Here is a 13391-nt window from a genome sequence, read left to right as displayed (position 1 = left end):
GTCACACCCGACGTCGACCCCCAGGGGGACCCCGTGGCCGTACGCACGCTCGAGCGCGGCGCCTGGACCTGCGCCAACTGCCCCACCACCAACGAGGTGCACCGCAAGCGCTGCACCGAGTGCGGCACCACCCGGCACTGACGCCGCGGGAGGTGGACCCGCACCGCGGCGGGCCCACCTCCACACCACCTCAGCGGCGCAGCAGCGCCGTCCCGGCCAGCAGCAGCTGACCGCCGACCAGCACCAGGCCGCCCACGACCAGGGCCGAGGGCCCGGAGGCCGCCGTGTGTGCCCCGTGCATCCCGGCGTGGCCCGTCCCGACCACCATCGGCAGGTGCACGGCCAGCATCCCGAGGTCGACCAGTGCGGTGAGCCCCCAGACCGAGGCCGTCGGCGCCCGCCACAGGTGCAGCGAGCACGGCAGGCAGACCAGCGCCATCAGCGCCATCGCCAGCGCCGACAGATCGCCGGACCCCGCGAGGGCCAGGTGCACCCCCGCCGAGCCGACCGCCAGGACGGCGGCGGCCTGGCCCAGCGGCAGGACGCGGGGGGCGACCCCGAGGGCGCTCACCCCTGGCCCGCGCAGTGCGAGGACGTCGAGGCGGGCACCCCCAGCGCCGGGTTCTGGTCGAAGAAGCCGACCGGCTTGAGCACGAAGCCGGCGTAGTCGGTGGGCATGACCGGCCAGTCCTCCGGGCGTGGGAAGTGGGTGAGCCCGAAGGTGTGCCAGAGGACGACGTCGGTGTCCTCCAGCGGGGCGTCGCCCTCGATGAACGCCGGGATCCCGGCGGCACCGGGGTGCTGGTTCACGAAGTCACCGGCCGGGTAGCGCTCGGCCGGGTCGTACCCGGTGACCCACAGCGACCTCGTGGAGAACGTCGCGCGCTGGTGGATGGAGCTCCCCTCGTCGGCGAGCAGCACCGGCGCGTTCTCCGGGTGCAGCGCGTAGCCCACCGGCTGGCCGAGCCGGTTGGTCTTGCCCGGGTTGACCACGTGCCAGGTCCGGCCCTTGGTGGCGTCGGTGAGCCGGCCGCCCTCGGACTCCCGGGTGATCGGGGTCAGCGAGCGGGTGAAGGCGTTGCCGTGGGGGTTGGTGTCGCTGATCGGCACCCGGACGGCGTCCACCTCGTGCACGGTGTTGCCCGAGCCGTCGGCGGCGTCCACGGCCATGTCCAGCCGGGCGGAGAACAGGTGCTGGTGGAACGGGGCACCCAGGCCCGGGGCGATCTCGGTGGCGTAGGGGTGCTCCTCGCCGCGGTAGGCCGAGGTGAACACCACGCCGGTCGCCTTGGACTCCAGCTGGATGGTGCCGTCGGTGTAGAGGTACCAGTAGAAGCCGTAGTCGTAGTTGCCGATCGTGGTGAAGAAGCTGATCACCAGCCGCCGCGAGCGCCGGGTCTCGGCCATCCCGGTGAACAGGTCGGTGTGCTTCCAGCCCACGCCGAAGTCCTCCTCGTGCAGGCAGATCGCGTTGCGCATCACCCGCGGGGCGCCGGTCTCGTCGGCGATGGTGGCGTCGAAGTACTGGATGTCGCCCAGACAGTCGCAGCCCAGCTCCAGGCTGTTGGTGTAGCGGGCGAAGAGGTACTCGCCGGTGTCGAAGTAGTTCTGCCAGAACCGGACCGGTGACGGGTCGGCGTAGGGCACGACCATCTCGGCGATCGAGGCGCGGTGCACCACCGACCGGCCGTCGATGGAGAGCTGGTTGATCGTCAGCCCCTCGCGGACGTCGAAGCCCACGCGGAACTCCCAGCCGGCCCAGCGGACGACGTCGTCCTCGACGGTGAACGAGCGGCCCTGCGGCTGGGTGATCTCGATCGGCTTGAGGTCGCGCGGGGTGCCCTCCAGGGACACCCGCTCGGCGGGGACCGGCAGGTCGAAGTGGTCGTGCACCGCCGTCGTCACGCCGCGGGTGATGTCGACGTAGGCCACGACGCCGTCCACGGGGTGCGCCCAGGGCAGGTCGTCGGGGTCGGCCTGGTGGAAGCCGAGCACCCGGACGACGCGGTGCCCGTGCTCCTCCGGGTAGTACGAGCCGGCGGACAGCGGGACGGCCCGGACGTCGGCGACGTCCAGCCCGCGCTTGGCCATCGCGGCGACCCAGCCCGCATCGGCGGCCAGGATCGGCTCGATGGCCTCGAACTCGGTGTCGGTGATCGGCAGCTGCCCGTCGGCCACCCCGTCGATCTCGGTGTCGAGGACGACGGTGCCGCCGGTGACGGACACCAGCACGTCGCGGCCGTCCCCGGTGGCCCGGTCCAGCAGCAGCAGGCGCAGCCGGCGCTCGACCGGGCTGCCGGGGGTGAACTCCTGCACGTCGCGCCGGTGCGGCTCGGCCAGGCCGACGTAGACGAACACGGTGCTGGGCTGCACCAAGCCGGCCTCGGTGACCAGCGCGCGGGCGATCTCGATCTCCTCGGCGGTCATCCGGGACAGGGGGTGGGTGGCGGTGCGGTTCTCGGTGGTGGTCATCGCTGGTCTCCTCAGATCTGCGGGGCGGCGTCCGCGCGGGTGGCGCGGACGAGGTCACGGGCGGCGGACGGGCGGGCCTTCGCCAGGACGAACCCGGCGGCGAGGGCGACGAGCAGCAGGACGCCGGCGCTGATGCCCAGGGCGGTCGAGCCGCCCATCAGCAGCGGCAGGTTCTCCACCAGCAGCACGAGGATCGCGGTCAGCCCGACGACCCCCAGGACGGGCGCGACCAGGGTCTGCCACGGCCGGCGGTCCACCCCGGTGCGCCGGAAGAAGACCAGGACCGCGACGCAGGCCAGCAGCATCAGCGCGACGATCCCGACGCTGGCGATCCCGGCGAGCCAGGTGAAGACCTCCAGCACCGGGTCCAGCCCGGCGATCGCGCTGACCGCCATCACGGCGGCGCCGACGACGCTGGTGACCAGCGAGGCGACGTGCGGCGAGGAGTGCCGGGGGTGGCTGCGGCCGAAGGAGGCCGGCACCACGCCGGTGTTGCCCAGGGAGAAGAAGTACCGGCTGAGCACGTTGTGGAAGCTGAGCACCGCGGCGAACAGGCTGGTGATGAACAGGACCTGCAGCACGTCGCCGGCGGCGGTGCCCAGGTACTCCTGGGCGGTGACGACGAGCATGTTGCCGGGGTCGGCCGCGGCGACGGCGACCACCTGGCTGTCGCCCCAGGCGCTCACCACTGCCCACGCGCTGACGGTGTAGAAGACGCCGATGATGGCCAGTGCCGCGTAGGTGGCCCGCGGGATGGTCCGGTCGGGGTCGCGGGCCTCGTCGCGGAAGATCGCGGTGGCCTCGAAGCCGATGAACCCGGCGATGGCGAACATCAGGCCCAGGCCGGGTGCGCCGGACAGCACCTCCGAGGGCGTCAGGAACGCCGTCGACAGGCCCTCCTCGGTGCCCCCCTTCCCGACGACCACGGCGTCGAGGACCAGCACGATGGCGACCTCGGCGACCAGCAGGACCCCGAGGACCTTGGAGGACAGCTCGATGTGCCGGAAGCCGAGCAGCCCGGTGACGGCGAGGACGACGAAGGTCCACAGCCACCAGGGCAGCGACGGCCCGCCGTAGGACTCGACCAGCCCACCCAGGGCGAAGCCGAGGTAGCCGTAGACGGCGCCCTGCACGGTCACGTAGCTGACCAGGGCCACGAGGGCGCTGCCCAGGCCCCAGCCGCGGCCCAGGCCGACGCCGACGTAGGAGTAGAAGGCGCCGGCGTTCGGCACGTGCCGGGTCATCGCGGTGAAGCCGACGGCGAAGAACCCGAGCACGATCGCCGACACCAGGTAGCTGGCCGGGAAGCCGGGTCCGTTGCCGGCGGCGATGCCGATGGGCACGGTGCCGGCGACGACGGTCAGCGGCGCGGCCGCGGCGACCACCATGAAGACGATGGCGCCGACGCCCAGCTTCCCGGTGAGCCGGTGGCCCCCGGGGCCGTCACCGGAGGACGTCGTCGGTGGGGGAGCGGGGTCGGAGACGGTGGACACGGGGCTCCTCGGGGACGGCGGGTGGTGGCTGCCGAGACTGGCCCTCCCAGGCGTGACCCCGGTTACACGCCCGTCATCTGTGCGCAACATCCCCGTGACACCGAACGGGACGGCGGGGCCCGGTGATTCTCATTCGGGGACACGCTGGGGGACACCTGTCCGCGCCCCGGGCTGGCTACGCTGCGCCTCCACCCGGCTGCCCCCGGGTCGTCGCCGTGCCGCCCGGAGGAGGACCGTGACCCAGCGTGCTCCGCTCGGTGAGCTCCCCGTCCGCTCGCCCGTAGCGGGTCTGCGCCGGCGCGGGCTGAGCGTCGCGGAGGTGCTCGCCCAGTCGGTGAGCGCGCTGGCCCCCTCGGCCGCCGTGGTCGCGGTGCCCTCCATCGTCATGGTGCAGGCCGGCGCGGCCACGCTGCCGGTCATGCTGGCCGGGACGGCGCTGGTGGTGCTGGTCGGCTGGTGCCTGACCCACTTCGCCCGCCGGATGGCCGCCGTCGGCGGGGTCTACAGCTACACGGCCAAGGGCCTGGGCCCCGGTGGTGCGCTGCTGGCCGGGTGGGCTCTGGTCGTGGGCTACGCGGCGGTGGCGGTGTCCGCCCTGGTCGGCTCGGTCGCCTACCTGACCTCGGCCACCGGCCTGCCGCCGACGGGCTGGTCGCCGGCCCTGCTCGCGCTGGGCATCGGGGCGCTGGCCACGCTGACCACGGTGCGCGGCATCCGGCTGTCCGCGCGCGTCGCGCTGGCCCTGGAGGTCGTCTCGGTCGCGGTGGTCGTCGTCGTCCTCGGGGTGCTGCTGGTGGCCCACGACGGCGGCACCGGCACCGGTGCCGCCGTCGTGGAGGGCCCGGTGACCGCCGGTGGGGTGGCGACCGGGGTGGTGCTGGCGGTGGCCGCCTTCATGGGCTTCGAGAGCGCGGCCACCCTGGGCGTGGAGGCCCGCCGGCCGCTGGTCGTCGTCCCCCGGGCGGTGTTGTGGACGCCGGTCGCCGCGGGCGTGCTGTTCCTGGCGGCCGGGCTGGCCCAGGTCGTCCTGCTGAGCGCGGCCCCGGTGGAGGTGCTCACCAGCGACGTGCCGGTCGCCCGGCTCGCCGACGCCGAGGGTCTCGGCGCGCTGTCCCGGCTGCTGGACGCCGGCATCGCGGCCTCGTTCTTCGCCTGCGTCACCGGCTCCACCAACGCGCTGTCCCGGGTGCTGTTCTCGATGTCGCGGGAGGGCGTGCTGCCCCGGGCGCTGGGGCGCACGCACCGCCGCTTCAGCACCCCGGCGGTCGCGCTGGCGGTCGTGCTGCCCGTGCTGGTCGGGGTGCCCGCGGTCGCGCTGGGCAGCGGTGCCCGGGCCCGGGACGTGCTGGCGGCCTCGTTGACCGTCTCGGCGCTGGGCTACGTGCTGGCCTACGCCCTGGCCGCCGCCGCGATGCCGCTGTTCCTGCACCGGATCGGCGAGCTCACCCGGCCGGCGCTCGCGGGCGGGGTGACGGCCGCCGCGCTGGCCAGCGGGGTGCTGGTGGTCGCGCTGGCAGGGGCGTCGTGGGCCGGCAGCGGCGCGATGGTCGTGGTCTTCGCCGTGGCCTGGCTGCCCGGACCGGTGCTGTGGGCGGTGCTGGCGCGGCGGGCGCCCGAGCGGCTGGCCCGGGTCGGCGTCTACGACCAGGCGACGGCGTCCTCGCTGCTGCCCGGGCAGGGGGTGCGGCGGTGACCGACGTCGACCGCGGTGTCACCGGCCGCCAGCCCCAGGCGGTGCGCTCGGCGCTGGCCGTGCTGGAGGAGGTGGCCCGGGCCGGTGCCGGGGTCAACGCCAAGGAGGTCGCCGAGGCCCTCGGCATGCCCCCGGCCACCACGTACCGGCTGCTGAACCTGCTGGTCGGCGAGGAGTACCTGGTCCGGCTCCCCGACCTGCACGGCTTCGCGCTCGGCGCCAAGGTCGCCGGGCTGGCCGGCGCCATCGCCCCCGCCCGGGTCCCGACGGCGGCCCGCGACGTCCTCGGCGGCCTGCGCGGGCAGGTCCGGGCCGGCGTCCACCTGGTGCTGGTCGCCGGGGCCACGCTGCGCTGCGCGGACGTCGACCCCGACCTGCCGCTGGCCTCGGTGGGCCTCGTCGAGGGCCACCTGCACGCCACCGCCGTCGGCCACCTGGTGCTGGCCGAGGAGGACGACTGGCGGGACGCGGTGCACCACCCGGGCCGGCTGGTCGCGCTCACCGCTGCCACCCCGACCCGCCCCGCCGACGTCGAGGCCTGCCTGGGTCAGGTGCGGGCGCACGGCTGGGCCGGGCAGAGCGGTCAGCTGCACGAGGGGGTCGCGTGCCTCGCGGTGCCCGTGCGCGGGGCCACCGGCCTGCTGGTCGCCGCGGTCGCGGTCAGCTCGGCCCGCGGCGTCGTGCCGGTGGAGTACCTGGCGGCGGCGCAGGAGTGCGCCGCCGCCCTGGCCCCGCTGCTGGACTGAGCCTCAGTACGAGGTGGAGCCCCCGGCGCCCTCGGACTCCGGGACCTCCTCGCCCGCGGCCACCGGCCCGGGCGGGGTGCCGTCGCCGAACGGCGAGCCGCCCAGCTCCGCGCGCCCGTGCGGGGTCAGCCACACCGAGGTGTCCGGCCCGACCGGGACGATCTGCGTCGGGTTGATGTCGGCGTGCACCACGTAGTAGTGCCGCTTGATCTGCGGGAAGTCGGTGGTGTCGCCGAACCCCGGGGTCTGGAACAGGTCCCGGGCGTAGCCCCACAGCACCGGCATCTCGGTCAGCTTGGTCCGGTTGCACTTGAAGTGGCCGTGGTAGACGGCGTCGAAGCGGGCCAGCGTGGTGAACAGCCGGACGTCGGCCTCGGTGATCGTGTCGCCCATCAGGTAGCGGCGGGTCTCCAGCCGCTCGCTGACCCAGTCCAGCGCGGTGAACAGCCGGTCGTAGGCGCTGGCGTAGGACTCCTGGGAGCCGGCGAACCCGCAGCGGTAGACACCGTTGTTGATCTCGGTGAACACCCGCTTCATGACGTCGTCCATCTCGTCCCGCAGGTGCTCGGGGTAGAGGTCGGGGGCGCCGTCGCGGTGGAACGCCGTCCACTCGGTGGAGAAGTCCAACGTCATCTGCGCGAAGTCGTTGGTGACCACCGCCCCGGTCGGCAGGTCGACCATCGCCGGCACGGTGATGCCGCGCGGGTACTCCGGGTCACGGGCGAAGAAGGCCTCCTGCAGCCGCTCGTAGCCCAGCACCGGGTCCCGGCCGCCGGGGTCCAGGTCGAAGGTCCAGGACCGCTGGTCGTGCGTGGGCCCGCAGATCCCCATCGAGAACGCGGACTCCAGGCCCAGCAGCCGGCGCACGATGGTCGCCCGGTTCGCCCACGGGCAGGCCCGGGCGACGACGAGGCGGTACCGGTCGGCCGCCACGGGCCAGCCCTGCGACCCATCGGCCAGGATCCGGTCGGGGATGTAGTTGGTGTCGCGCTCGAAGGACTTCCCGGGCTCGACGTAGCCCTTCTCGTTGCTCACCGGCCCAGCCTGCGCGATGACGCGCGGACCTGCAGGTCGAGTCCGGGAACGGGCTCAGTCGGCGTCGGGGCGCTGGGCGAGGTGCTCCTCGCTGACCTCCCACAGCCGCTGCGCGTTCCCGGGGTCCAGGGCGTACTCGCGGACCCCGGCCCGCACGCCGGTGGCGTCGTCGGCGACCGTCGGGGCCTCGACGCAGTCCTCCAGGTAGTGCCCGCCGGTGGCGAACTCCGGGGCGACGGCGGCGACCAGCGTCGTCGCGGCGCCCTGGGCGGGGGTCTTCAGGGTGATCGTGCCCTCGCGGTCGGCCTTCTCCCAGCCCTCGACGACCTCTGCGGAGACGTGGCGCTGCAGGTTGGTCATGATCCCGCCGGGCATCAGCGCGTTGGCCACGATGCCGTCGTCGGCCCAGCGGCGGGTGGCCTCCACGGCCATCAGCACGTTGGCCGTCTTGGACTGGCCGTAGGCCGCCCAGGCGTCGTACTCGCGCCGGGCGAAGTGGAGGTCGTCGAAGTGCACGGGGGAGCGCAGGTGGCCCGCGGAGGACACCGACACGACGCGGGCGCCGTCGGCGGCGGCCAGCGCGCCGTGCAGGCCGGTGGTGAGCGCGAAGTGGCCCAGGTGGTTGGTGGCGAACTGGGTCTCCCAGCCGCGGTCGGTGAGGGTCAGGGCGGGCAGCGCCATGACGCCGGCGTTGTCGACCAGCAGGTCCAGCGGGCCGTCCCAGTCGGCGACGAACGCCGCGACCGAGTCCAGGTCCAGCAGGTCCAGCCGGGCGACCCGCAGCGTGGTGTTGCCCGTCGTGCCCACGACGTCCTGCGCGGCGGCCGCCCCCTGCTCGGGGTCGCGGACGGCGATGGTGACCTCGGCGCCCGCGGCGGCCAGGGCGCGCACGGTCTCCACGCCGATCCCGGACCCACCGCCGGTGACGACCGCGCGGCGGCCGGTGAGGTCGTGCCCGGCGACGACGTCGAGGGCGGTGCTGGTGGCGTCGAACTGCGTGCTGATCAGGGGCATGGGCTCAACTGTCCCCCGGGCCCCCGCCGAGCGCGACGGCGTGGGTCAGCCGCAGGCTGCCGGCCAGCCAGACCAGCACGTCGTGCAGCCGCAGCGGGGTCAGCCCGGTGTCGCCGGACAGCTCGGCGAAGGCCGCGGCGTTGGCCTGCAGCTCCCGGTGGACGACGGCGTGCAGGTCGCTGTCGCCCTCCTCCACGTGCGGCAGCAGCTGCAGCCGGGTCACCCGGTCCACATGCGGCAGGAGACCCGGGTGCCGGTGGTGCAGGGCGGCGCTGACGTGGGGGTACAGCGGCTCGCGCTGCACCCCGCGCAACGCGGCGCCGACCGTGCCGGGCTCGCCGAGGACCGAGAGCTCGTCGGGCGGGAGCTGCTCGAAGGACCGTCCCGCGGCCCGGTCGACGGCTGCGTCCACCCGGGGTCGCAGCCCGGTGAGCGCGTCGGTCGCGGCGGCCCAGCCCGCCGGGTCCAGCCGGCCGTGCAGGCCCTCGGCGGCCAGCAGGTCGGCGTCGTCCGTGCCGGTCGGGGCCTGGTCGAAGCGGGCCCAGCCGAACGCGGGCAGCTGCACCCAACGGCCCTCCCGGGTGCCCGGTGGGCGGAACCACAGCGGGCGCCGTCCCTGCTGGTAGCCGCGCACCGCGGCGCGGGCGACCGCGGCCGGGAGCGGGTCGGGCCCGGCGCTGGGCAGGACGAGGTCGGCGGCCACCCCCTGATCGTCCTCCTCAGCGGCCGGCGTCGACCTCGGCCCGCTCCTGCTGCAGCAGGTCCTTGCTGCGCACCAGCCGCAGCAGCGTGACCACGAGCAGCCCGCCCGCGGTGTTGCCCAGGGCGGTGTACCAGAACCAGGCCAGCCAGTCTCCGTAGCCGAACGGGGCGCCGGCGATGAGCGCGGCGAAGACCAGCAGGCTGTCCAGCACCGAGTGGAACAGCTGCAGCCCGGCCAGCACGAACGCCCCGGCGACCGCCGCGACGATCTTGGCGCCGTCGGAGGTGGTGCCGTGCTGCATCCGGGTCATCAGCGTGAGGGTGCTGCCGGCCAGCACCGCCAGGCACACCGACCGCAGGTCCAGCGGGGCGTCCACGACGTGCACCGCGGACTCCACCGCGGTGGCGTGCAGGTCCGGGAAGGCCTGCACGACCAGCCACATGACCAGCCAGCCGCCGGCGAGGTTGGCGACCAGCGTGCCGCTCCACAGCTCGGCCAGCTGCGCCCCGCTCGCCCGCTTGGCGGCGACCGCGGTGACCGGGACCAGGAAGCCCTCGGTGAACAGCTCGCTGCGGGCCAGCAGCAGGGCGATGAAGCCGATGCTGAACGCCAGTCCGGCCAGCAGGTGGCTGTCGGTCTCGGCCAGCACGGCCAGCAGCGCCAGGACGCCGGTGCCCACCTCGAGGCCGCCGGCCAGGCCGGTGGTGAGCACCTCGCGCCAGGTCCGGTGCAGGCGCTGGGCGCCCTCGCTGACGATCGCGTCGAACGCGTCGCCCAGTTCGTCCTCGACCGGGTCGTCGGTGCTGCCGAGCTCGCGACGGGTGTCGCTCATGGGGCCTCCAGGGTCGGCCGGGCCCCTACCCGGTGCGCTCCGGGGCACGCCCGCCCCGGCGTTGCCGGGGCGGGCGGCAGCTCAGACCGCGACCTCGGCGACGTCGAAGTGCACCATCGTCGCCCCGCCGGAGGCGAAGGTGGCGACGTCGGCACCGGCCGCCCGCCCGGCCTCCGAGCCCATCCCGGACGCCATCGCCTCGGCGGACTCGAAGTCCAGCTCGGCGACCAGGTAGGCCGGGGACGGCGAGCCGTCCATCGTCTCGGCGTGCCCGGTGCTGAACCGGACGAGGCCCGGGATCGCCTGGGCCAGGCCGGCGTGCACGTCCCGGTAGTGCGTGTCGAAGGCGGCCGGGTCGGTGGGCTGGCCGTAGGTCACGAGCAGGCGGTGGGTCACGGGTACCTCCGGTCTCCGGGCCGGCGTCGGTGCCGGCCCCTGCGCTGATCAGACCACCGCGCGGGCGGCCCGGCCAGGTGCCAGGGTGCGAGGCGTGAACGGTGCCCAGGCAGTCATCCGCACGCTCGTCGACGCCGGGGTCGACGTGTGCTTCGCCAACCCGGGCACCTCGGAGATGCACTTCGTGGCGGCGCTCGACGACGTCCCGGAGATGCGGGCGGTGCTGACGCTCTTCGAGGGCGTGGCCACCGGGGCCGCCGACGGGTACGCGCGGATGGCCGGGCGGCCGGCGGCCACCCTGCTGCACCTGGGCCCGGGGTTCGCCAACGGCTGGGCCAACCTGCACAACGCCCGCCGCGGCGGGGCCCCGGTGGTGGTCGTCGTCGGTGACCACGCGCTGGCCCACAAGCGGCTGGACGCCCCGCTGGAGTCCGACCTCGACGCGCTGGCCGGCGCGGTCGGCTGGCTCCGCCGCTCGCTGACCCCCGGCACGGTCGGGGACGACGTCGCCGACGCGGTCACCGCCGCCGGCCGTGGCCAGGTGGCCACCCTGGTGCTGCCCGCCGACGTCTCCTGGTCCCGCGGCGCCTCGCCCGGCGTGGCGCTCCGGCGGCGGGCCCGCCCGCAGGTGCCCGACCCGACCGCGCTGGCGGGCACGCTGGACCGGGACACGGTGCTCTTCCTGGGCGGGGACGCGCTCACCGCCGAGTCCCTGCACGCGGCCGCCCGGGTCGCCGCCGGCACCGGGGCGCGGCTGATGGCCCAGACGTTCCCGGCCCGGATGGCGCGCGGCGCCGGGCTGCCCGACGTCCCCAAGCTGCCCTACCCGCCGGGGCCGGCGCTGGCCGCGCTGGACGGCGTCCGGCAGCTGGTGCTGGTCGGCGCCCCCGCCCCGGTGGCCTTCTTCGCCTACCCCGACGTGCCCGGGTCCTTCGTGCCCGAGGGCTGCCGGGTGGACGTGCTCACCGAGCCGGGGGAGTCGGCGCTGGCCGCGCTCACCGCGCTGGCCGACGAGGTGGGCGGGGACCCGGTGCTGGCCCAGCCCGCCGTCCCCGAGGTGCCGGACCGGGCGCTGGACCCGGAGGTGCTGGCCGCCGTCGTCGCCGCCGTGCTGCCCGCGGACGCGGTGCTCGTCGACGAGTCGCTGACCAGTGGTCCCGCGCTGTTCCCGGCCACGGCGGGGGCGGCCCGGCACGACGTGCTGTCGTTGACCGGTGGGGCGATCGGCGACGGCCTGCCGATGGCGGTCGGTGCGGCGGTGGCCTGCCCGGACCGGCCGGTGCTCGCGGTGCAGGCCGACGGCTCGGCCATGTACACCGTGCAGGCGTTGTGGACGATGGCCCGCGAGCAGCTCGACGTCACCGTGCTGGTCTGCGACAACGGGGCCTACGCGATCCTGGCCGGTGAGCTGGAGAACGTGGGGGCCACCGCGGGTGGCGAGCGTGCCGGCCGGCTGCTGGACCTGGGGTCGCCGTCGCTGGACTTCGTCGCGCTCGCCGCCGGGATGGGCGTGCCGGGTGAGCGGGTGACGACCGGCCCGGAGCTCGCCGACGCGCTGCGCCGGGCGTTCGCCGAGCCGGGCCCGCACCTGGTCGACGCCGTCCTGAGGTGATGCTGGTCTCAGCGTCCGCGCGGCCCTAGGGTCGGTGCGGGCCGCAACGGTGCGGCCCGGTGGAGGTGCTGGCCCGTGGCCGCTGACCCGCTCGCGCACGTCCCCGGTGACCGGGGGTGGCCCGTCGTGGGCCACACGCTGATGTTCGTCCGGGACGCCGCGGGGTTGATCGACCGCCGCCGCCAGCAGCACGGCGACGTCTTCCGGATGCGGGTGCTGGGCCGGGAGGGCATCACCTTCCTGACCCCGCAGGCCACCCGCGAGGTGTTCCTGGACCCGGGCAAGGTGCTCTCCAGCGAGCAGGGCTGGTCGAACACGATCGGCGAGCTGTTCCGCAACGGGCTGATGCTGCGCGACTTCGACGACCACCACCGGCACCGCCGGGTCATGCAGCAGGCGTTCAGCCGGGCGGCGCTCACCGGGTACGTCGACGCCATCCACGACGTCACCGACCGGCACCTGCGCGCACTGCCCGACGGGGACGTCGACGTCTACCTGCTGATGAAGCGGCTGACCCTGGACATCGCCGCGGAGGTCTTCGTCGGCGTCTCGCTGGGGGAGGAGTCCGAGCGGGTCAACCGGGCCTTCGCCGACGCCGTCGCCGCCTCGATCACCCCGCTGCGGGTCGCCCTGCCGGGCACGCCGTACCGCCGGGGGCTGCGCGGCCGGGCCGAGCTGACCCGGGTCTTCGGGGACCTGGTGGCCGCCCGCCGCCGGGAGGAGCCGCGCACCGACCTGCTGTCCCGGCTCTCGCACGCCACCACCGACGACGGTGAGCTGCTGCCGGTCGGCGACGTCGTGGACCACATGGTCTTCCTGATGCTGGCCGCGCACGACACCACGACGTCGACCCTGGCGGTGCTGCTCTGGCAGCTCGCACTGCACCCGGCCGAGCAGGACCGGGTCGCCGAGGAGGTGCGCGCGCTGGACGGTGCCCCGGTCACCCCGGCCGACCACGGCGGGCTGGTGCACACCTCGCGGGCGATGTCGGAGGCGCTGCGGTTGAGCCCGCCGGTGCCGTTCTCCCCGCGGCGGGCGCTGGCCGACGTGGAGATCGCCGGGGTGCACGTGCCGGCCGGCACCGGCGTCAGCGTGTCCAGCCTGGCCCTGCACCGGCACCCGGACTGGTGGACCCGCCCGGCGGCCTTCGACCCCGACCGCTTCGCCCCCGGCCGGGACGAGCACAAGCAGCACAGCCACCTCTTCGTCCCCTTCGGTGGCGGCGCGCACCTGTGCATCGGCAACCACGTGGCCGAGGTGATGGTGAAGGCGATCGTCGCCCGGCTGCTGGCCACCCGGCGGGTGACCGCGGACCCGGCGGCCGGCGTCGTCATCTCCCCGATCCCGATCCCCAAGCCGAAGGGGCCGATGCTGCTCACGGTGCGGTGAGCGTCG

General features: G+C 75.0%; 12 protein-coding genes. 4 read left to right on the top strand and 8 right to left on the bottom strand.

Annotated elements, in window-relative coordinates; genetic code table 11:
• Positions 1 to 190: 190 nt before the first annotated feature.
• From ASG41_RS07525 to ASG41_RS07515, 3 genes are read right to left on the bottom strand one after another with little or no spacing between them, the layout of a single operon-like run.
• Complete coding sequence (locus ASG41_RS07525; protein WP_056292154.1) at positions 191 to 571, bottom strand: hypothetical protein; 381 nt, start codon at positions 569 to 571, stop codon at positions 191 to 193.
• Entirely contained in the window at positions 568 to 2472 is a 1905-nt protein-coding gene (locus tag ASG41_RS07520; protein ID WP_056292150.1) for a primary-amine oxidase, read from the bottom strand. The genes ASG41_RS07525 and ASG41_RS07520 overlap by 4 nt, the downstream gene beginning before the upstream one ends.
• Positions 2473 to 2483: 11 nt before the next feature.
• The gene (locus ASG41_RS07515; RefSeq protein WP_056292147.1) at positions 2484 to 3965 is read right to left on the bottom strand and encodes an APC family permease; all 1482 of its coding nucleotides are present in this window, start codon (positions 3963 to 3965) and stop codon (positions 2484 to 2486) included.
• 235 nt (positions 3966 to 4200) lie between these two features.
• On the opposite strand from ASG41_RS07515, the gene ASG41_RS07510 reads away from it, so the two are divergent.
• Both ASG41_RS07510 and ASG41_RS07505 read left to right on the top strand, forming a co-directional pair.
• Positions 4201 to 5658, top strand: a complete 1458-nt coding sequence (locus ASG41_RS07510) for an APC family permease (RefSeq protein WP_056292144.1) — start codon at positions 4201 to 4203, stop codon at positions 5656 to 5658.
• Positions 5655 to 6404, top strand: coding sequence for an IclR family transcriptional regulator (locus ASG41_RS07505; protein ID WP_056292141.1), 750 nt, complete (start codon positions 5655 to 5657; stop codon positions 6402 to 6404). The genes ASG41_RS07510 and ASG41_RS07505 overlap by 4 nt, the downstream gene beginning before the upstream one ends.
• A gap of 3 nt (positions 6405 to 6407) precedes the next feature.
• Here the strand turns inward: ASG41_RS07505 and ASG41_RS07500 are convergent, their stop codons facing one another.
• From ASG41_RS07500 to ASG41_RS07480, 5 genes are all read right to left on the bottom strand, one after another.
• Positions 6408 to 7439 carry a glutathione S-transferase family protein gene (locus ASG41_RS07500; RefSeq protein ID WP_056292138.1) on the bottom strand — a complete coding sequence of 344 codons (1032 nt, stop codon included), beginning with the start codon at positions 7437 to 7439 and terminating at the stop codon, positions 6408 to 6410.
• Between the two features lie 54 nt (positions 7440 to 7493).
• Positions 7494 to 8453 carry an SDR family NAD(P)-dependent oxidoreductase gene (locus tag ASG41_RS07495; RefSeq protein ID WP_056292135.1) on the bottom strand — a complete coding sequence of 320 codons (960 nt, stop codon included), beginning with the start codon at positions 8451 to 8453 and terminating at the stop codon, positions 7494 to 7496.
• A 4-nt stretch (positions 8454 to 8457) separates the two neighbouring features.
• Entirely contained in the window at positions 8458 to 9156 is a 699-nt protein-coding gene (locus ASG41_RS07490; RefSeq protein WP_056292131.1) for a DUF6308 family protein, read from the bottom strand.
• Positions 9157 to 9172: 16 nt separating this feature from the next.
• Positions 9173 to 9988: a formate/nitrite transporter family protein gene (locus ASG41_RS07485; protein WP_056292128.1), complete on the bottom strand. Its 816-nt coding sequence runs from the start codon at positions 9986 to 9988 to the stop codon at positions 9173 to 9175.
• Positions 9989 to 10069: 81 nt separating this feature from the next.
• On the bottom strand, positions 10070 to 10384 hold the full coding sequence (locus tag ASG41_RS07480) for an EthD family reductase (protein WP_056292125.1): 315 nt from the start codon (positions 10382 to 10384) through the stop codon (positions 10070 to 10072).
• 94 nt (positions 10385 to 10478) lie between these two features.
• On the opposite strand from ASG41_RS07480, the gene ASG41_RS07475 reads away from it, so the two are divergent.
• Both ASG41_RS07475 and ASG41_RS07470 read left to right on the top strand, forming a co-directional pair.
• The gene (locus tag ASG41_RS07475; protein ID WP_056292121.1) at positions 10479 to 11996 is read left to right on the top strand and encodes an acetolactate synthase large subunit; all 1518 of its coding nucleotides are present in this window, start codon (positions 10479 to 10481) and stop codon (positions 11994 to 11996) included.
• Between the two features lie 75 nt (positions 11997 to 12071).
• Positions 12072 to 13385, top strand: a complete 1314-nt coding sequence (locus ASG41_RS07470) for a cytochrome P450 (RefSeq protein ID WP_056292114.1) — start codon at positions 12072 to 12074, stop codon at positions 13383 to 13385.
• Positions 13386 to 13391 lie beyond the last annotated feature (6 nt).

It is taken from the genome of Modestobacter sp. Leaf380 (assembly GCF_001424485.1).
Taxonomy (GTDB): domain Bacteria; phylum Actinomycetota; class Actinomycetes; order Mycobacteriales; family Geodermatophilaceae; genus Klenkia.
Note: the sequence above shows the minus strand (reverse complement) of the source record. Positions and strands in the feature narration are given on the sequence as shown.